This window comes from Schaalia odontolytica, from assembly GCF_024584435.1.
In the GTDB taxonomy this organism is placed as follows: domain Bacteria; phylum Actinomycetota; class Actinomycetes; order Actinomycetales; family Actinomycetaceae; genus Pauljensenia.
The window spans coordinates 647,946-667,774 of sequence record NZ_CP102197.1; the positions used below are offsets into that span (position 1 = coordinate 647,946).

The 19,829-nt window shown below is 63.6% G+C and carries 19 protein-coding genes; 10 read left to right on the forward strand and 9 right to left on the reverse strand.

All coding sequences use genetic code 11. From position 1 onward, the window contains the following. Positions 1-94: 94 nt before the first annotated feature. The 8 genes from NQK35_RS02880 to NQK35_RS02915 all read left to right on the forward strand — a co-directional run bounded on the left by NQK35_RS02880 (position 95) and on the right by NQK35_RS02915 (position 7,268). Positions 95-739, forward strand: a complete 645-nt coding sequence (locus tag NQK35_RS02880; protein WP_048741370.1) for an NUDIX domain-containing protein — start codon at positions 95-97, stop codon at positions 737-739. Positions 740-892: 153 nt separating this feature from the next. Further along, positions 893-1,588, forward strand: coding sequence for a helix-turn-helix transcriptional regulator (locus tag NQK35_RS02885; RefSeq protein ID WP_009211479.1), 696 nt, complete (start codon positions 893-895; stop codon positions 1,586-1,588). 32 nt (positions 1,589-1,620) lie between these two features. After that, positions 1,621-3,066: a Fe-S cluster assembly protein SufB gene (gene sufB, locus NQK35_RS02890; RefSeq protein WP_009211480.1), complete on the forward strand. Its 1,446-nt coding sequence runs from the start codon at positions 1,621-1,623 to the stop codon at positions 3,064-3,066. Then, complete coding sequence (sufD, locus tag NQK35_RS02895; RefSeq protein WP_257114493.1) at positions 3,066-4,259, forward strand: Fe-S cluster assembly protein SufD; 1,194 nt, start codon at positions 3,066-3,068, stop codon at positions 4,257-4,259. Before sufB ends, sufD begins: the two co-directional genes overlap by 1 nt. Positions 4,260-4,275: 16 nt before the next feature. After that, the gene (sufC, locus tag NQK35_RS02900) at positions 4,276-5,028 is read left to right on the forward strand and encodes a Fe-S cluster assembly ATPase SufC (protein WP_009211482.1); all 753 of its coding nucleotides are present in this window, start codon (positions 4,276-4,278) and stop codon (positions 5,026-5,028) included. Positions 5,029-5,033: 5 nt separating this feature from the next. Beyond that, complete coding sequence (locus tag NQK35_RS02905; RefSeq protein ID WP_257114494.1) at positions 5,034-6,311, forward strand: aminotransferase class V-fold PLP-dependent enzyme; 1,278 nt, start codon at positions 5,034-5,036, stop codon at positions 6,309-6,311. Positions 6,312-6,346: 35 nt separating this feature from the next. Continuing rightward, entirely contained in the window at positions 6,347-6,823 is a 477-nt protein-coding gene (gene sufU / locus NQK35_RS02910) for a Fe-S cluster assembly sulfur transfer protein SufU (protein ID WP_009211484.1), read from the forward strand. A 10-nt stretch (positions 6,824-6,833) separates the two neighbouring features. Further along, entirely contained in the window at positions 6,834-7,268 is a 435-nt protein-coding gene (locus tag NQK35_RS02915) for a metal-sulfur cluster assembly factor (protein WP_009211485.1), read from the forward strand. 73 nt (positions 7,269-7,341) lie between these two features. On the opposite strand, the gene NQK35_RS02920 is transcribed toward NQK35_RS02915, so the two are convergent. The 4 genes from NQK35_RS02920 to NQK35_RS02935 are packed head-to-tail and all read right to left on the reverse strand — an operon-like array spanning position 7,342 to position 11,995. After that, positions 7,342-9,027: an AMP-binding protein gene (locus NQK35_RS02920; protein ID WP_009211486.1), complete on the reverse strand. Its 1,686-nt coding sequence runs from the start codon at positions 9,025-9,027 to the stop codon at positions 7,342-7,344. 53 nt (positions 9,028-9,080) lie between these two features. After that, entirely contained in the window at positions 9,081-9,974 is an 894-nt protein-coding gene (ypfJ, locus tag NQK35_RS02925) for a KPN_02809 family neutral zinc metallopeptidase (RefSeq protein WP_257114495.1), read from the reverse strand. Positions 9,975-9,989: 15 nt separating this feature from the next. Next, positions 9,990-11,309 carry a tRNA guanosine(34) transglycosylase Tgt gene (gene tgt, locus NQK35_RS02930; RefSeq protein WP_257114496.1) on the reverse strand — a complete coding sequence of 440 codons (1,320 nt, stop codon included), beginning with the start codon at positions 11,307-11,309 and terminating at the stop codon, positions 9,990-9,992. After that, a complete protein-coding gene (locus NQK35_RS02935) occupies positions 11,306-11,995 on the reverse strand; it encodes a queuosine precursor transporter (RefSeq protein ID WP_009211489.1) in 690 nt (229 codons plus the stop codon). Before NQK35_RS02935 ends, tgt begins: the two co-directional genes overlap by 4 nt. Positions 11,996-12,136: 141 nt before the next feature. Between NQK35_RS02935 and NQK35_RS02940 the strand changes: the two genes are divergently transcribed. Further along, positions 12,137-13,750, forward strand: coding sequence for an ABC-F family ATP-binding cassette domain-containing protein (locus NQK35_RS02940; protein ID WP_257114497.1), 1,614 nt, complete (start codon positions 12,137-12,139; stop codon positions 13,748-13,750). Positions 13,751-13,821: 71 nt separating this feature from the next. On the opposite strand, the gene NQK35_RS02945 is transcribed toward NQK35_RS02940, so the two are convergent. From NQK35_RS02945 to NQK35_RS02965, 5 genes are all read right to left on the reverse strand, one after another. Then, positions 13,822-14,595, reverse strand: a complete 774-nt coding sequence (locus NQK35_RS02945; RefSeq protein WP_009211491.1) for an amino acid ABC transporter ATP-binding protein — start codon at positions 14,593-14,595, stop codon at positions 13,822-13,824. Beyond that, entirely contained in the window at positions 14,592-15,554 is a 963-nt protein-coding gene (locus tag NQK35_RS02950) for an amino acid ABC transporter permease (protein ID WP_009211492.1), read from the reverse strand. The genes NQK35_RS02945 and NQK35_RS02950 overlap by 4 nt, the downstream gene beginning before the upstream one ends. A gap of 7 nt (positions 15,555-15,561) precedes the next feature. After that, positions 15,562-16,509 (reverse strand): ABC transporter substrate-binding protein, encoded by a 948-nt coding sequence (locus NQK35_RS02955; RefSeq protein ID WP_257114498.1) that lies wholly within the window; start codon positions 16,507-16,509, stop codon positions 15,562-15,564. 96 nt (positions 16,510-16,605) lie between these two features. Next, entirely contained in the window at positions 16,606-17,550 is a 945-nt protein-coding gene (locus NQK35_RS02960; protein ID WP_257114499.1) for an ABC transporter substrate-binding protein, read from the reverse strand. A 142-nt stretch (positions 17,551-17,692) separates the two neighbouring features. Continuing rightward, a complete protein-coding gene (locus tag NQK35_RS02965; RefSeq protein ID WP_257114500.1) occupies positions 17,693-18,385 on the reverse strand; it encodes a DUF4191 domain-containing protein in 693 nt (230 codons plus the stop codon). Between the two features lie 104 nt (positions 18,386-18,489). Between NQK35_RS02965 and NQK35_RS02970 the strand changes: the two genes are divergently transcribed. Then, on the forward strand, positions 18,490-19,809 hold the full coding sequence (locus tag NQK35_RS02970; RefSeq protein WP_257114501.1) for a protein kinase domain-containing protein: 1,320 nt from the start codon (positions 18,490-18,492) through the stop codon (positions 19,807-19,809). Positions 19,810-19,829 lie beyond the last annotated feature (20 nt).

Sequence of the window (19,829 nt, forward strand, 5' to 3'; positions counted from 1 at the left end):
CCCTCTCGCGCCTCGTCGAACCTGCCACCCGTCCCGTTGAATCCGGAAGGCGCCCTGGACGCAGCGCGTTAACACGAAAGACAGGAGGAGGGACATGCGTTTCCTGTCCCATGAGGAAGCTCTCGCGATTTCCGACGAGAAGACATCGCGCGAGGTCACGTCGCGTCACACCGTGTGGAGCGGACGAATCGTCGACGTCGTGGAGGACCATGTCGTCGTTGTCGACGGGGAAGCGCCCGTTGTGCGTCAGTACACCCGCCACCCCGGAGCGGTCGCGGTCGTCGCGATGCGTGGCGAGCGCGGCGCCGAGGAGATTCTGCTCCTGCGCCAGTACCGCCATCCCGTCAGCGCCCTCCTGTGGGAGATACCGGCCGGCCTGCTCGACATCGCCGGTGAGGATCCCCTGGTCGCCGCCAGGCGCGAGCTTGCCGAGGAGACAGACCTGACAGCGCGCCGGTGGGACGTCCTCGTCGACTTCTTCACCTCCCCGGGGGGTACGACGGAACCGCTGCGGATCTTTCTCGCCCGAGACCTGACGCAGGCAGCCGAGAGCTTCGCGCGTGAGGACGAAGAGGCTGCGATGATCTACGCGTGGGTGAGCCTGACCGAGGCGCTCGACATGGTGGCGGCCGGGCGTCTTCACAACCCCTCAGCGGTCCTCGGAATCCTGGCCGCCCACGCGGCGCGGGGACGGCAGTGGGAGGGACTGCGGTCCCCGGATGCTCCGTGGATGCGCTAGCAATCAACAAATAGGTCTTAGGTCCCTGGACGTGTGGGAGGAATAACACCTTATCGGGCTTTTCGCAACGCCGATCTATCGAAATTAGCGTAGACTCTTCCCGTGAGACAAGCACACACAGGCGCAGGGCAGCTGCGCCGGAGCGGAGGAGAAGTGGCAGAAGAAGCAGACGCCACAACTCGGCAGCAGGTGCTCGATCTCATCGTCGAGAAGGGACCCGTCACGGCGTCGGCAATCGCGAAGGTTCTGGGCCTGACCACGGCTGCCGTTCGGCGCCACATCACGCTGCTGCTCGAGTCCAAAGAAATAGTCGAACGGGAGCCAAACGCCCCGACCAAACGCGGACGGGGTCGGCCTGCACGGCACTACGTCGCGACCGAACGCGCGCACGTTCATCTCGCCGACGGCTACTCCGACCTCGCATCGAAGGCACTCGGCTACCTCGGACAGGTCGGCGGCGAGGAAGCCGTCGAATCCTTCGCAGCGGCACGCTCGCGAGAGATCGAGCGGCGCTACGCGCCGATCGTTCGCGACGCGGGTTCGGATCCTCGCGTGCGCGCCCAGGCGCTCGCCGACGCGCTGACCCAAGACGGTTACGCCGCGACGGTACGCGACATCGGGGGAGGCACCCTCGCGGTCCAGCTCTGCCAGGGGCACTGCCCGATCCAGAGCGTGGCGGGCGATTTCCCGCAGCTGTGCGACGCCGAGACAATTGCCTTCGGCAAACTCCTCGACGTCCACGTCCAACGACTTTCCACGCTCGCCGGCGGAGGGCACGTGTGCACGACCCACATTCCCGTGGGGATGCCCCTCATCCGCCCGGGGGTGAGGAATGTGCGACGCAAGTAGCACACAGGTAAGAACGAGAGGTTGATACAACAATGACGCAGGCACCCGCCTCGGGCGCTGAGGACCGTCGTATGACCGATGACGAGATCATCGGTTCCATCGGCAGTTACGAGTACGGATGGCACGACTCCGACGACTATTCAAAGGACGTCCCCACCGGCATTAACGAAGAAATCGTTCGATTCATCTCGGACGTCAAAGATGAACCCCAGTGGATGCGGGAACGGCGACTCAAGGCGCTAGAGCTCTTTGAACGTAAGCCCATGCCCGCGTGGGGGCCGGACCTGTCCCACGTGGACTTCGACGCTTTCAAGTACTACGTGCGTCCCACGGACCGCCAGGTCAACGACTGGGAAGACCTCCCTGAGGAGATTCGCGACACCTACGACCGCCTCGGAATCCCCGAGGCCGAGAAGTCACGCCTGGTGTCCGGTGTTGCCGCGCAGTACGAGTCCGAGGTTGTCTACCAGCAGATCCAGGAGGACCTGGAGCGTCAGGGTGTCATCTTCACCGACACGGACACCGGCCTGCGCGAGCACCCCGAGATCTTTGAGGAGTACTTCGGTAAGTGCGTGCCCGCCGGCGACAACAAGTTCTCGGCACTGAACACTGCGGCCTGGTCCGGTGGATCCTTTGTCTACGTGCCCAAGGGGGTTCACGTCACCATCCCGCTGCAGGCGTACTTCCGGATCAACACCTCCGCGATGGGACAGTTCGAGCGCACGCTCATCATCGCCGACGAAGGCTCCTACGTTCACTACGTCGAAGGATGCACAGCCCCGATCTACGACGAGAACTCCCTGCACTCGGGCGTCATCGAGATCTTCGTCAAGAAGGACGCGCGCGTGCGCTATACGACCATTCAGAACTGGTCGACCAACGTGCTCAACCTGGTGACCCAGCGCGCGATCGTCGAAGAGGGAGGTACCATGGAGTGGGTCGACGGCAACATGGGTGCCGCGATCACCATGAAGTACCCCGCCTGCTTCCTCATGGGCGAACACGCCCGCGGCGAAACCCTCTCCATCGGTTTCGCCGGTCCCGGCCAGCAGCAGGACACCGGCGCGAAGATGGTGCACATGGCACCCCGCACCTCGTCGTCGATCGTCTCCAAGTCCGTGTCGCGCGGTGGCGGACGCACCTCCTACCGAGGCCTCGTTCAAGTCAACGCGCGCGCGCGCCACTCCAAGTCCAACGTGCTGTGCGATGCCCTCCTCGTGGACAAGGTTTCCCGCACCGACACCTACCCCTACGTCGATGTGCGCACCGACGACGTCGAGATGGGCCACGAGGCCACCGTGACCAAGGTGAGCGCCGACCAGCTGTTCTACCTCATGAGCCGAGGCCTGGACGAGAACGAGGCCATGGCGACGATCGTGCGCGGCTTCGTCGAGCCCATCGCCAAAGAGCTTCCCATGGAGTACGCCCTCGAGCTCAACCGCCTCATTGAACTGCAGATGGAAGGATCCGTCGGCTGATGACCACCCCCAACACTATTGTCGACACCATGAACAAGGCGCACTCGCACGGCGCGGGCACTCGCGACAAGGCCCACCCCTCGCGCGCGGACCGCCCAACCTCCTTCCGCCTGGATGAGATTCCCGTTCCGGGGGGACGCGAGGAGGACTGGCGATTCACGCCGATGCGTCGGATCGAACGCCTCTTCGAACCCGCCAACTACGACGCGGGTGACGCGCCCGCATCGGTGGAAGCCCCCGCAGGCGTTGGCGTGGAGACCGTCGCGCGTGCCGACAAGCGGCTGGGCACCGTCCTGGCCCCCGGTGACCGCACTGCCGTCGTCGCGTGGAACGGCTTCGAGACCGCGACCATCGTCGACATCCCGGCCGACACTCAGCTCGACCGACCGATCCGCATCAACGTCCGCGACATCAACGGAACGCGCGCCCAACACATCGTGGTGCGCGCCGGCGCCTTCTCCAAGGCGACAGTCATCCTGTCGCACACGGGCAGCGCGGACGCGGGCCTCAACCAGACAGTGGAGGTCGAGACCGGCGACAGCGCCGACCTGACCGTCGTGTCCCTGCAGGAGTGGGACGACACCGTCGTGCACGCTTCCAACCAGCGCCTCGCGCTCGGCCGTGACTCGAAACTAACCCACATCGTCGTCACCTTCGGCGGCGACCTCGTGCGCCTGTGCGCCGATACGGACTTCCGCGGCCCAGGCGCCGAGCTGAGCATGCTCGGCATCTACTTCGTGGACGGCGGCCAGCACCTTGAGCACCGCGTCTTTGTCGACCACTCCCAGCCGAACTGCTACTCGCGCGTCACCTACAAGGGTGCCCTCCAGGGCAAGGACGCTCACTCGGTGTGGATCGGTGACTGCCTCATCCGCGAGGCAGCCGACGACACGGATACCTACGAGCTGAACCGCAACCTCGTACTCACCGAGGGGGCGAAGGCCGACTCGGTGCCCAACCTCGAGATCGAGAACGGGGAGATCAAGGGGGCGGGGCACGCCTCCGCGACCGGCCGTTTCGATGACGAGCAGCTCTTCTACCTGATGAGCCGCGGCGTTGCCGAAGACGAGGCGCGCCGACTGGTCGTGCGCGGCTTCTTCGCCGAGCTGATCAACCAGATCGGTGTCCCCGAGGTGGTTGACCACCTCATGGCAACCGTCGAGGCCGAGCTGGCCAAGTCCCGTACCAACTGAGCTTTAAGGAATACACATGTCGACTCTTCGCATCAAGGACCTGCACGTCTCCGTCGAGACCGCCGAAGGCCCCAAGGAAATCCTCAAGGGCGTCAACCTCACGATCAACTCCGGCGAGATCCATGCCATCATGGGCCCCAACGGCTCCGGTAAGTCCACCATGGCCTACGCGCTGGCCGGCCACCCGGACTACGAGATCACGTCGGGCGAGGCATGGCTGGACGACCAACTGATCACCGAGATGAGCGTTGACGAGCGCGCGAAGGCAGGCCTCTTCCTCGCCATGCAGTACCCCGTGGAGGTCGCCGGCGTGTCCGTGTCGAACTTCCTGCGCACCGCCAAGACGGCGATTGACGGTCAGGCGCCCGCGCTTCGCTCGTGGGTCAAGGACATGAAGGGCTCCATGGAAAAGCTCCGCATGGATCCCGATTTCGCCGAGCGCGACGTCAACGTCGGCTTCTCGGGTGGAGAAAAGAAGCGCCTGGAGATCCTTCAGATGGAGCTCCTCAAGCCCTCCTTCGCGGTCCTCGACGAGACCGACTCCGGTCTCGACGTTGACGCCCTGCGCATCGTCTCTGAAGGCGTCAACCGCGTCCACGGTGAAACTGGCTGCGGCATCATGCTCATCACCCACTACACGCGCATCCTGCGCTACATCAAGCCCAGCCACGTTCACGTGTTTGTCGATGGCCGGGTTGCCGCCCAGGGCGGACCTGAGCTGGCAGACGAGCTCGAAGAGAACGGCTACGACAAGTACCTGGGTCTCTGATCACCGTGCCGACCGACTTCACCGCCGCCGAGCTCGACGCGATTCGTTCGGATTTTCCGATTCTGGAACGCGTCGGGCGCGGCGGCGCACCGATCGCCTACCTCGACGCATCGGCGACCTCGCAGAAACCCACGTGCGTCATCGACGCCGAGGCCGACTTCTACCGCCTCCGCAACGGGGCCGTTCATCGGGGCACTCACCTGCTGGGCGACGAGGCCACCGACGCCTTCGAGAGCGCCCGAGGAGCCCTTGCCTCGTTCATTGGGGGCGCTCCCGATGAGATCGTGTGGACGAAGAACGCTACCGAGGCGATCAACCTCGTCGCCATCGGCATGGGCAATGCCTCCCAGGGCATCGGCGGCACCGATTCCGCCGCACTGCGGGTGGGGGAGGGCGACCGCATCGTGTGTACGCGGGCGGAGCACCACGCGAATATCGTCCCGTGGCAGCAGCTGTGCGCGCGAACCGGCGCCGAGCTCGCGTGGCTCGATCTGACTCCCGACGGGCGCATCGACCTGGAGACGCTGTCGGTCATTACCCCGAATACGCGACTCGTTGCCTTCACCCACGTCTCCAATGTGACCGGCGCGATCTCGCCGGTGGCGGTCATCGCCGCCGCGGCACGTTCGGTCGGCGCGCTCATCCTGCTCGACACATGCCAGTCCAGCGCGCACATGCCTCTCGACCTGTCAACGCTTGACGTGGATTTTGCGGTTTTTTCCTCCCACAAGATGCTCGGCCCCACGGGCGCGGGCGCGCTGTGGGGACGTCGTCATCTTCTTGCCGCGATGCCCCCGGTCCTTACAGGTGGGTCGATGATCGAATGGGTGACCATGGAGGAATCCACGTTCATGGCGCCGCCCGAGCGCTTCGAGGCGGGATCACAGCCCGTTGCCCAGGTCGCCGGATGGGCGCAGGCGCTTCGTTACCTGTCTAAGCTGGGTATGGATCGCGTCGAGGCACACGAGCACATGCTGACACGGATGATGCTGGAGGGCATCTCGTCGATCGAGGGAATTTCGGTCCTCGGCCCCGATAGTGACACGGATCGTATTGGCGTTGTGGCTTTTGCTGTTGACGGAGTCCACCCGCACGACGTCGGCCAGTTCATGGACTCGGTCGATGTTGCGGTTCGGGTTGGCCATCATTGCGCGATTCCGCTTCACACATTCTTCCAGGTGCGTTCTTCCGCGCGCGCGTCGGTTGCTCCGACGACAACTCCGGAGGAAATCGAGCGCCTTGTCGATGGTCTGTCGAAGGTACGTGGCTTCTTCGGCCGGTAGAATCGGCTCAGAAATGTTGGGCAGGAAAGGAAATCATGGGCAGTCTTGAGCAGTTGTACCAGCAGGTGATTCTCGATCACGCGCGTGAAAAGCATGGCGAGGGCGATCCGTCAGGCATGGATGCGTCGTCTCATCAGGTCAACCCCACGTGCGGTGACGAGGTGACACTGGGTGTGTCTATGGATGGCGAGCACCTGGCCTCCATTCAGTGGGACGGCGACGGATGCTCGATTTCGCGTGCCTCCCTGTCCATGATGACCGACCTGACCGAAGGCAAGTCCGCTGACGAGATTGCTCGTCTCTATCGGGACATGGAAGTCATGATGCACTCGCGTAACCTCGGTGTCGATGATGAGATTCTCGATGACCTTGGTGATGCCGCCGCTCTGGAGTCCACTTCGCAATTCGCTAACCGCGTTAAGTGTGCCCTCCTTGGATGGTACGCGCTCCGTGATGCCATGGCCAAGTCCGGCATTGACATTTCCACCGCGGGCGAGCCCGCTGAGCAGTAAAGGAACAGCTATGAGTAACCCGATGGCTCAGTCCGAGCCGGTCGAGCAGCGCTTCGGTGTGGCCGGAGCGAGCGAGGAGGCAGTGAGCACCGCCCCCACTCGGCAGATTGACGGCACGGATGTTGTCGAGCAGGGCACCCTTGCCGCCGAGAACGTCCTGGAGGCGATGAAGGACGTCATCGACCCCGAGCTGGGGATCAACATCGTCGACCTGGGGCTTGTCTACGGCATCGTCATCGGCCCTCAGAACGAGGTGCGCCTCGACATGACGCTCACCTCGGCGGCGTGCCCACTGACCGACGTCATTGAGCGTCAGGCGCAGACGATCCTGTCCTCGATCACCGACGAGGTGCAGATCAACTGGGTGTGGATGCCGCCGTGGGGCCCCGATCGCATCACACCCGACGGGCGCGAGCAGCTGCGAGCCATCGGTTTTAACGTCTGAGCACCGCCACCGTACTCGTGGGCCCCGACATTCGCGTGCCGGGGCCCACCGCGCTCTGTGCGGCTGCGACCCGCTACCGGCCGAGCGCCTCGCGCACGAGCTTGGCGACCTTGCGGCGCAGGATCTTACCCATCTGGTTGCGGGGAAGCTCGGCGATGAACACGAGCTGACGAGGTAGCGCGTAGTGCGCAATCGACTTCTCGGCCCACGCGCGCACCTCCTCCAGCGTCAGGGGAGGAACTCCGCGCTCCATGATGATCGCGGCCGTGACCTCCTCCGTCGCATCCGAGACCGGGACACCGACGACGGCGACATCTGCCACCCCGGGAAGGGAGCGGATTGCATCCTCTACCTGGGACGGATAGACGTTGAATCCGCCTGAGAGAATCAGTTCCTTCTTACGGTCGGCCATGGAAATGAAGCCGTCCCGGTTGACACCGATGTCACCGGTCTTGAACCATCCGTCGGACGTGAAGACCCGAGCGGTTTCTTCCGGCGCGTTCAGATAGCCAGAGAAGACCTGCGGCCCCTTGACAAGGATCTCTCCGGGTTGACCGTCCTCGACGTCCACCGTTTCATCATCGAGGCTGACCAGACGGAGCTGAGTCGAAGGAAACGGCAGCCCGAGAACTCCGTGCCTGCGCCGACACGAGAGGGGAGCACCCGCAAGGACCGGGGCCGTCTCGGACAGGCCGTATCCTTCGACGATCATGCCCCCGGTCGCTTCCTCCCAGGCGCTCGCGAGCGCGGTCGAGAGGGGCATCGCTCCGGCCACCGAGTAACGGATGGACGTGATGTCCGTGTTCGTCTGTGTCGCGCGCGCGAGGATCCGCTCGAACATGGGAGGCACACCGACGAAGAAAGTGATGGGGCGTCGCCTGTGTGCATCCAAGGCCATGTCCGCATCAAACTTGGGTAGCAACACCTGGGTCGCGGCCTTGCGTACGGCGGCGCACAGGAAGAATGTTAACCCGAAAGCGTGGAAGTAGGGCAGTAGGGAGAAGAACGTTTCGGCACCCTCGTGCAGCTTCCAGACCCAAAACATGCACTGGTTGACGTTGACGCCGATGTTGCGGTGAGTGAGCGGCGCGGACTTGGGGACGCCGTTCGTGCCCGAGGTGTGCAAGATGACAGCGAGGTCATCCACGGAAGGAAGAGGAAAAGCGGAGTCGATCGGTGCCGATGAGGCCGTCGCTCGATCCCAGGACACCGTCCCGGCAGGCACCGCACCGCGTAGCTGAGCACGTGTCTGGCGAGCGCGAGCCACCGGAAGATTCAGCAAGACGCGCTGCGAGGCGGGCATGGCGCGAGAAATGTCGACCGTCAACACCGTGTCTAAGGTTGTAAGCGGGTAGGCCTCGGCGCACTTTTCCCACACGATTGCGACTCTGCCTCCATGGCGCTCCAGCTGGTCGGCAACCTCTGCAGGGGGAGCCAGCGGATTGTGCTGAGCGGCGATCGCGCCAATACGCATGCAGGCGTAGAAGGCGACGAATGCTTGTGGGCAGTTCGGCAATGCGATTGCCACGGTGTCTCCCGGGCGGACACCCGCATCGAGGAGAACGCGGGCGGCGCGCAGCACCTGGTCATGTACCTGGGCATAGGAGAGCGTCTGGCCGAAGTAGTCCAGGGCGATGCGGCTCGGGTAGAGGCGGGCGGCGGTATCCAGTAGCTCAAAGAGGGAGGAATCCGGTTCGGGTACCTCGTAGGGTACCGCGTCGTAGAAGGAGCGCGCCTGCTCAACGATGGTGCCTGTCATGAGATCCTCCTGGAAGTGGGCATCCCCGATTGTAGCGGCTGGTCCACGCTGACTCACACGCGAGGAGCGCTCCAGGTGTCGCACGTTGCGATCTCGCCCGAGTCCAGGCCTCGCTGGAGCCACGCGGCACGCTGGTTCGCGCTTCCGTGGGTCCACGTCTCCGGGTTTGACGTTCCCTGATACTTGGCTTGCAGGCGGTCATCCCCGATGGCCTGGGCCGTCTGCAGGGCGCCCAGCAGCTCGTCTGCGGTGGGCGTGTTCAGATAGTACGCTCCCGTGGTGGGATCCCTCGTCGTGGACGCCCAGTGCATCCACACGCCCGCGTAGCAGTCCGCCTGCAGCTCGCTGCGCACGCCCGCACCCTGTTCCCCGGTCTCGCGCGTGTCGTGTGCGCGGAAGACTCCCTGGAGGTTCTGGATGTGGTGCCCCCACTCGTGAGCGACCACGTACTCTTGGGCCAGAACCGAATCGGAGGCCCCGTACTTGGTGACCATATCGTCAAAGAATCCCAGATCCAGGTAGACCGTGGAGTCGCCCGGGCAGTAGAAGGGGCCCACCGCGCTGGTCGCGTTGCCGCACGCGGTGGACACCGAGTTCGTGAAGATCTGAAAGTCGGGAAGCTCGTAGGCGAGGTTCGTGCCCTGCTGCGTCAGCTGCGTCTTCCACACCTGATCAAGAGACTGGGCGGTGGCGACCATTCGGCACTCAACGCGCGCGTTCGCATCCGCCCCCGTCCGGCAGGTCGACACGTCGACCGTCGACGAGGAGGGGGAGGAGGCGGAGGGCGAGGACAGGAGGCTCGTGAGATCAATTCCGGTGAAATAGGAGAACCCGAGGACGAGGAGGAGCCCCAGGAGTGAGCCGCCGCCGACTCCAGCGACTTTGCGCCCCGCACCCGAGGTTCCCACCCGTGTTGGATCCAGACGGATATTGTCGTTGAAACTCATGAGTGCTCCTCACTCTTAGGGGCGACGACCACACTGGTAGCGTCCGAGCATGTCGGCACGGAACTCGTCGAAACACCCATCCTCAATGGAATCGCGGATCCCGTCAACCAGACGGAGCGTAAACCACTCGTTGTGAATGGTGGCCAGGCTCGCCGAGAGAATCTCTTTGGCCTTGAAGAGGTGGTGGAGGTAGGCGCGCGTGTAGTGCGTGCACGTGTAACATCCGCAGCCCTCGACAAGCGGCGAGAAGTCCCGTTTGAAGCGGGCATTCGTAATGTTGAAACGGCCGTCGGGGGTATAGATGGCGGCATTACGGGCCACTCGCGAGGGGTTGACACAATCGAAGGTATCCGCTCCCGACGCAACCCCTGCGAAGAGATCCTCGGGCTCGGAGATGCCGAGCAGGTGGCGCGGGCGGTCCTCGCCGAGCTCCTCGCACACCCAGGCGACAATCGTGCCGAGGTTCTCCTTCTCGAGCGCGCCTCCGATTCCGAATCCATCGAAACGCGCTCCGTCGACCTCCATGTCGGCCATGGTGCGGGCGGCCCGGCGGCGTAGATCCTCCCACTGGGCCCCCTGGATGACTCCCCAGAGCTGCTGGTAGGGCTTGTCCGCGCGCGCCTGTGTCAGTCGCCTGTGTTCGGCGAGGCAACGAGCGGCCCAGGCGTGCGTGCGCTCGAGCGATTCCTCCTGGTAGGAACGCGGATGCAGCAGGCTCGTGAGCTCATCGAAGGCAAACATGATGTCGCTGCCCAGCTGGTGTTGGATCCCCATCGACACTTCGGGATTGAAACGGTGCTTGGAACCGTCGATGTGGCTGGAGAAAACCACACCGTCGTCGTCGACGACGGCATGGGAGGCCTTGATCGCCTGAGCGTTCACGGCGGGATCGCTGGGGTCGACTGCGCCCGAGAACTCCTGCGAGAGCACCTTCTTGAAGCCCGCGCCCAGCGACAGCACCTGAAAGCCACCGGAGTCGGTATAGGTGGGGCCCGCCCAGTTCATGAAGGCGGCGAAACCTCCGGCTTCGTCGACGATGTCGGAACCGGGCTGAAGATACAGGTGATAGGCGTTGGCCAAGACGGCCTGAGCGCCGAGGGAGCGTACCATCTCCGGGGTCAGTGCCTTGACATTTGCTTTAGTTCCAACGGGAATGAACGCGGGAGTGCGAATCAGGCCGTGAGCCGTGTGAATGACGCCGGTGCGTCCCAAGCCACCGTTGCTTGACAGGCGCGTGCCGATCTCAAAACCCCTCTCGGGTGCATGCGCGGCGGGCGGAGCGGGAAAGGGCGCCAGTTGCTCCGGATGAGCGGCCGAGAGCCAGTTGTCGTTCACTGGGCGAACACCTCGTCATGCCCGAGGCCCTCGGCTTTGCGGATCCACCCGATCACCGGATAGGTCAGCGGAAGAAGGACGACCTCAAGAAGCACTTTGTAGAAGTAGCCGGTGACTGTGTAGTTGATGAAGTTACTCATTGTCATCTCGCCGTAGAACAGGATCGTGCAGAACAGGATCGTGTCTGCCGCCTCACCAACGATGGTCGAGCCGATGAGGCGCGCCCACAGGTGCTTGGTGCCCCACCTGCGACGGATCCACACGAGCACGTAGGAGTTGAGGAGCTGCCCCGCGAGGTATCCGACCAGCGAGGCTACGACCGCACGCCAGACAACGCCGAGGACCGCGGCAAAGGCCTCCTGGTTGGCGTAGTCGGGAGCGGGTGGCAGGTACTGAACGATGAAGAACGTGACGGAGGCCAGGAAGGAAGCCACGAAACCCATGATGATGACGCGCCGCGCTCGAACGAATCCGTAGACTTCCGATAGGACATCACCGATGATGTATGTCAGCGGAAAGAGGACGGCGCCCCCGTCAAAAATTAAGTAGTGGGTCTGCGACCCCACCATGAACGCCTTCGTTGCAGCGATGTTCGAGATGAGGAGGAGAGCAACGAAGGCGACGGAGATGATGTCGAGGGCGCGCGATGGGCGCGCCGATCCAGACGGGATCGGGCTGTCGGTCATGGGGAGAAACCTCGGTTGGACGAAAGCGGGATGCTACTAACGACTCCCATTGTGCCCGTAATCGTGTCCCGGTGGTTTGCTGGAGGCATGCCGCCGCCGGGTTGATTCGCCCACACGAGCCCGTCCCTCTACTCTTGGAGGGTGATCAACGTCCAGGACTTCTCTTTGCGCATCGGTGCCCGCGAACTCGTCAACCATGCTTCCTTCCGCGTTGACAAAGGAATGTGCATCGGTCTCGTCGGACGCAACGGAGCCGGCAAGACGACGACGATGCGCCTGCTCGCTGGGCAGGAGGATCGCGGGGGAGCGGCGGAGTATACGGGAACGATCACGTCCAACGGAACGATCGGCTACCTCGCCCAGGACACGCACGTTGGGGACCCCAACATGCTGGCTCGTGACCGCATCATCTCAGTGCGTGGAATCGATGCCATCATTGCTCGCATTCGGAAAGCGGAACACGAGATGTCCACGACCGAAGGCGCGCGCCAGCAGCGCGCGATGGAGCGCTACGTCAAGCTCGACCAGCAGTTCACCAACCAGGGCGGCTGGGCGGCCGCCTCGGAGGCCGCCCAGATCGCTCACTCCCTCGGTCTCGACGACCGGGTACTCGATCAGGAGCTTCGGACGCTGTCGGGTGGGCAGCGCCGCAGGGTCGAACTTGCCCGCGTTCTTTTCTCCAATGCCGATGTCCTGCTCCTTGACGAGCCGACCAATCACCTCGATCACGACTCCATCGTTTGGCTTCGTGACTGGATCAAGACCTTCCCCGGTGGGATCATGATCATTTCCCACGACGTCAAGCTCCTGGGGGACACCGTCAACCAGGTGTTCTACCTCGACGCCAACCGCGCCCACGTGGACATGTACCACCTGGGATGGCACGCGTATCTCAAGCAGCGCGAGGAGGATGAGCGCAGGCGCCGCAAAGAACGTGCTAACGCCCTCAAAAAAGCCGAGCATCTGAAGGCCCAGGGAGAGAAGATGCGCGCGAAGGCCACGAAGGCGGTAGCGGCTCAGCAGATGCTCAGGCGTGCCGAGGAGTTGTTCGCGCAGGCAGGCGCCGAGACCGTCAATGAGAAAGTGGCGCGGCTGCGATTCCCCGAACCCGCTCCCTGTGGCCGCGTTCCACTGACCGCCGAGGCCTTGTCAAAGTCCTACGGGTCGCTCGAGGTGTTCACGGGCGTCGACTTGGCGATCGACCGCGGCTCCAAGGTCGTCGTCCTGGGACTTAACGGCGCCGGGAAGACAACGCTTCTGCGCCTGCTTGCCGGGGTGGAGGAACCTGACTCGGGTACCGTCATCCCCGGGCACGGGCTCAAGCTCGGCTACTATGCCCAGGAGCACGAGACCCTCGACGAGGAGCGCACCATTCGAGAGAACATGGCTGACGCCGCTCCCGGACTCGACGACACGCACGTGCGCAACATCCTCGGTCAGTTCCTGTTCCAGGGTGATGACGTCGATAAACCGGTGGCCGTTCTTTCCGGCGGAGAGAAGACCCGCCTCGCGTTGGCGACCCTCGTCGTGTCGGGCGCCAACGTTCTTCTCCTGGACGAACCCACCAACAACCTGGACCCGGCCTCGCGCGAGGAGATCCTCTCTGCGCTGCGCGACTACGAGGGCGCGGTCATCCTGGTCACCCACGACCCGGGAGCGGTAAGCGCGCTGGGTCCGGGCCGCGTCCTGCTCCTTCCCGACGCCGACGAGGACCTGTGGGACGACAGCTACCTGGATCTCGTCACGCTCACCTGAGCGGCGGCGTCAATCCGCGCTGAGGCATGCACTCGGCCGGGACACGCTGGTGCCCCGGCCCTTCGAGAGCCTCAGAGGACCTTCGAGAAGAACTCCTTGGTCCGCTCCGACTGCGGGTTGTCGATGACCTCGGCGGGCGACCCCGCCTCGACGATGATGCCGCCGTCCATGAATACGACCTGGTCGGCCACCTCGCGGGCAAAGCCAATCTCGTGGGTGACGACGGCCATCGTCATTCCCGAAGCCGCGAGGTCCTGCATGACCTGAAGCACCTCGCCGACCAGCTCGGGATCCAGGGCGGAGGTCGGCTCATCAAAGAGCATGATCTCCGGCTCCATGGCGAGAGCACGGGCGATGGCCACGCGCTGCTGTTGGCCACCCGACAGCTCGGCAGGATAGTGATCGGCACGGTCGGCCAAACCAACTCGATCGAGAAGCTCCAAGGCCTGGCGACGCGCTTCCTTCCGCGGCCTCTTGAGTACCTGAATGGGGGCCTCCATGACGTTCTCAAGAGCCGTCTTGTGAGGGAAGAGGTTGAAGCGCTGGAAGACCATGCCGATGCGGGAACGCTGCGCGGCAATCTCCTTGTCGCGCCGCTCGTGCAGGACGCCCGCCGCGTCCTCACGGTAGCCTAAGAGCTCGCCGTCCACGTAGACGCGGCCAGCGCTGATCTCCTCTAGTAGGTTGAGGCATCGCAGGAGGGTGGACTTGCCCGACCCGGAGGGACCGAGAATGACGCATACCTCGCCGGGCGCGATATCCAGGTCGATCCCCTGCAAAACGTGCAGGTCGCCGAAGAACTTGTGGACCCCGCGAACGGAGACCATGGGTGTCGTTGCCGTCATGGTGTCACATCCAAGAATTTGAGCGTTGTCGCGTGCGTATCGCTGCCGTGGTCGTCTCCCGTGGGCGTTGCCGTCGTCGCTGTTGCGGCGCTATCGCGGCGTTCAAAGCCCTTACCGAAGTGTTTCTCGATGAACGACTGAATCCACATGAGCAGGCTCGTGATCACCAGGTACCAGATGGCCGCGGCGATCAGCAGGGGCACCGGCGCGAAAGTTGCCTGGCCGCGCTGACGAGCGATAAACGTCAGCTCGAGGGTGAAGGGGATGGCCGACACCAGCGATGTTGTCTTTAGCATCGAGATTGTTTCGTTGCCGATGGGCGGCACGATGACGCGCATCGCCTGCGGAAGGATGATGCGACGAAAGATCGTCGCACGCGGCATTCCCAGGGCTGTGGCCGCCTCCCACTGGCCCTTCGGCACACTGAGGAGACCCGCGCGCATGATCTCGGCGAGGTAGGCGCCTTCGTTCAGACCCAGCCCGATGAAAGCCATCCAGAACGGGGTGAAGTAGGTGGCCGTGTCAAACGGGATCTCCCAGCCCCACAGCGAACCGAGGAACGGCACCCCGAAGGATAGAGTGGGGTAGAGGGTGGGCAGCAGCGACCAGAAGATCAATTGCGTGTAGATTGGCGTGCCACGGAAGAACCAGATGTAGGCCATCGCCACCCAGCGCAATACCGGGTTGACGGACTGGCGCATGATGGCCATCGTGATTGCCAGGGCGGTGCCGACAAACATCGCCAAAACGGTCAGGATAATCGTAAAGAGGACGCCCTGCATGATAGACGCTGAGAACAGCCATTGGGCGACGACCGGCCATTGGAAGTTCTTGTTCGTGATGAGAGCGTGGAGGGCCATGGCCGCGAGAATCGTGACGACGACCGCGCTCGCCCATCTCCCCGGGCGGGGAACGGGCTTGGCGTCGATCAATTCGACGCCGTCTTTGGTAATAGCCATGAGATCCTCACTCGCTGGTTGCCGGGTTCAGCTGCGCGCTCGTGAGCGCGGCATCCTGAGCACCGTAGCGTGCCAGAATGTCGGCGAGATAGCCGCCGTCCATCAGGTACTGCATCGCCTGCTGGACCGCTGCCGTGAGCTGCGCATCATCCTTGTTGATGGCAACGCCCTGGGGCGCCGACTCGATGACGTCGCCCACCTGCTCAATTTGGCCGCCGGAGACAGACGCCGTGTAACCGATGACGGTGGAGTCGGCGAAGGTAGCGTCGTACTGGCCGCCGATCACCTTGGTGGCGATGTCGGTCTGCAGGTCGTGGGGCATGATGGTGATCTTGTCTTGACCGGCCGCCACGCACTTCTCGGACAGCTCCCGAGCGTAGTCCTCCTGGGCTGTGCCGGTCTGCAAACCGATCGTCTTGCCGCACGGATTGGTCGGATCGAAGTTCTTGGGGTTGCCCTTGGCTACGCCGAAAGCCGATCCGACCTCAACGTAGGAGACAAGGTTTGCCTGCTGCTCGCGCTCAGAGGTGATCGTGAACGAGGAGATGCCGACGTCGAACTTGGTGCCGAGCGCCGGAATGATCGTTGGAAACTCGGCGTGGGTGGTCGTTCCCTCGGACAGGCCCATGACCTTGGCGAGGGCGCGCGTGATGTCGACGTCGTAGCCCTGGGCGGTCTGCGAATCATCTCCCAGAAACTCCGCCGGGGCGTAGTCCGCAGAGGCCCCATTGCGTAGCGTTCCCCGTGCCTTGACGTCGGTGGGAACGAGAGCGGCGATCTCGTCGACGGTTGGAATGTCCGATACGTCGTAGGCGGGCACCGACGAGGGCGTGGCGCCCGGTGCCGAGGTCGTTGCCGCGCCCGTCGGTGCTGCCTGCGGGTCGGCGCAGGCTGCGAGAGGGAGCGCGAGTGTAGCCGCGCACGCGATGACGATGCGTGCCTTGGAGATGGTCATGATGTGCCTTCCGATGGGGTGAGGTTCGGGCGCCTCACTATTGCTACCATTATGCACCCGCGTGCATGAATATGCGCATCGTACTGTGACGTGGGATTACTTCGCCGACGGGTTGATATCGGCGGCCGACAGGGCCGCGTCCTGGGCTCCATAGCTGGCGAGAATGTCGCTCAGGTAGCCGTTGTCCATGAGGTATTGAAGCGCGGCCTGAACGGCGGTTGTGAGCTTCTCGTCATCCTTGCTGACAGCCACCCCCTGGGGTGCGGATTCGAAGGTGTCTCCCAGCTGCTCGATCTTCCCGGCAGACTGTGCGCCCGTGTAGCCAATCACCGTGGAGTCAGCAAGCGTCGCATCGTACTGTCCGCCGATGAGCTTGGTTGCGATGTCGGTCTGGAGCTCGTGGGGCATGATGGTTATCTGCGCCTTGCCCGAGGCCGTGCACTCCTGGGAGAGCGTGGCGGCGTAGGTTTCCTGGGCAGTTCCCGTCTGGACGGCGATTGTTGCTCCGCACGGGTTGGAAGGGTCGAAACCCTTTGGGTTACCGGCTGCGACGCCCCATGCTGATCCGACGTTTAGGTAGGACACCATGTTGACCTGCTGTTCCCGCTCGGCGGTGATTGTGAAGGACGAGAGGCCGACGTCAAACTTGGTTCCCAGCGCGGGGATGATGGTGGGGAACTCCGCGTGCTTGGTTGTCGCATCGGTAAGTCCCATGACCTTGGCAAGTGCCCGATTGATGTCGATATCGTAGCCGATGGGCGTCTGGCCGTCGCTCGCCATGTACTCGGCCGGCGCGTATCCGGTCGACGCTCCGTTGCGCAGCGTTCCCCTCGCCTTAATCTCCTCGGGAACGAGCGCCGCGATCTCCTCAACGGTGGGAATCGATGCTACGTCGTAGGAGGTGTGGGCGGCGGAGGCCGCGGAGTTGGACTGTGAGGTGCTTCCGGTTTGGCCGGAGTTTGTCGACGGGTCTGAGCATGCAGCCACCGTGAGCGTCAGGGCGAGTGTCGTTGTGACCGAAAAAATCCTCTTCGTATGCATGACTATGTTCCTCGGTTTCGTGATGATGCGAATGAGTGGTAGAAAATATGCAAACATGTGCATAGTATGCATGTCGAGGGGGTCTCAGATGCTGGATGTACGAGTGGGCGAGCACAGCGTGCTCGCCCACTTGACTCCAACCTCAATGTCCGCGCAAGGCCCGTCGCGATGGTCTCGCGCGCATCGGGTCGATCCCCTTGGGAATGGGAGGCTCTCCCGACCGCAGTGCGTTGATGCGTGACGACACCTGGGGAACTTCCTCCGAGGTGAGCGTGTTCTTGAGCCTGCGTAGTTCGCGCTGCAAATCACGCAGGGCGACCTGCCCCTCCTCGCGTCCGACCTGGATCTGGTGGACGGGGACATTGCGCATCACCTTCGTCACGCGCCTGGCCTCGGTCTGCAGGAGCCCACGAACGCGAGCCGAGGGCCCCTCGGAGATGAGCACGACTCCCGGCCTTCCCACGATTCTCCAGACAAGGTCCTGTTCGCGGGTGTAGGCCACCGGTTGCTCGGGGATGATCCAGCCCCGCTGAATCTGCTGCAGCGCCACCTTCACAGCCCCGGCCGTGTCCTCGACCTGGGCGAAAAGCGCTCGGCGCGTCAGGAACGTGAGAAGCGCGAGCACGACGGTGATCGCGGTCATAATGCCGACGATCAGCCAGCCGATCCACGACCTGTGGATGATCCAGGCCGTCAGCATAAAGGCGCCGATGATCGCCGCTGCCGTGCCCAGAAGAATCCACGGAAGCGCGGGATATGTACGGGCACTCAGGCGGTACGCGTCGAGAAGGTTGTGATAGAACCGCCTCTTGCTGGGGGGATTTGAATCGCTCATAGGACCATTATTCTACGTGCTCATCACCCTGGCGGTGTACGCGTCCGACCAGGAGCAATGTGAAATGAGTTGCATCACACTGGCTCTGTTTGGACAATGGGGATATGAACATCGGCGGTTACGAGATCGGGCAGGTCTTTCACGTTGGCGCCAAGGGCCCCATGTGGATGACGCGCACGCGTGCGGGGGCAGCCCTGTTGGCGCTGCGCTCGGCCGATGACGGCGACCGGCTCCTTCCGCGGTGGAAGGCATGGTCGACGGTAGAGTCCGCCCATGTTGTCCGGCTGCGTGACGTCGTGCGATCCCACGATGGCCGGTGGGCACTCGTCCAGGACTATGTCGCCGGTCGGAGCCTGGACGCGGAGCTTGGTTCGCCCGACCTTCGCCCGATCGCAACGAGACGCCAGATTCTTAACGGCATCGCCGCAGGGATGAGCGCGCTTCACGCAGCAGGTATCTGCCACGGGGACCTGACGCCCGCCAACGTCATGATCACGCCCGAGGGACGAGCGGTGATTGTGGACATCATCGACGAGCTCGGTGAGGGGGAGGGCACCCCGGGCTGGAGCCTCGGAAAGCGCGGAATGGAATGCGACCGGGAGTGCCTGCGCATGATCGCGAGCCGGCTCGAGCTCGACGATGCGTTGGCGCAGCTCGGACTGGACGCTCCACAGGGAATAGATCGAGGGAGCACACCCCTCGTCACAGACCCACCGGCGCACGAGATTGTGCGCGAGCCCGTCGATCCCGAGCAAGTGATAGCGGATCTGCGAGCGGCGGCATTGCGTGAGGATACGGTCTCCGAGGACGGACAGCCTAGGCGCGAGAAGTCGAGCACGCGCATCTGGGGCAACGCAGCGGCCGTGCGACCAACATATTCCGGACGCAAGCGGCGCCTCGGCGTGATTATCGTCGGCGCTCTCGCGATCATTGCGGGAGCCGCAATGATCGCCTATGCCGTGTGGCGCGCAGGTGCTCCGCACGGCACCGGCTCGGACAACCAGACGACGCAGGCATCGCCCATGAGCGCCCAATCCGATACGGGTCTGTGCAACGTGGAGGAGGTGACGGAGTTGATTGGCAACGCCATCAGGGTGCGCGATCAGGCCGTCATCGACGCCGATCCTTCCGGCCTTGATGCCGTTTTGGGTGGCGAGCTTCTCAACCAAGACACCGCACGCATTCAAGCGATGATCAATGACGGCATCACCGTTCGCGAACTCTCCTCGAGAATCGAAGCCGTGACCCTGCTCAACTGCGAACCCGGCGCGCTCGAAGCACATGCGACGCTGGTCGTGACGGCCTCGCAGACCTGCGCAAATCAGTCATGCCAGCGCAGCGATACCCCAGAGTCGACGGAACTCCTCATACGCGTCGACCCCGTTTCTCGAAAGGTCGTCGCGGCCGCGCCCGCCAACGCGTGACAAGTACGCCGCTCCGTGAG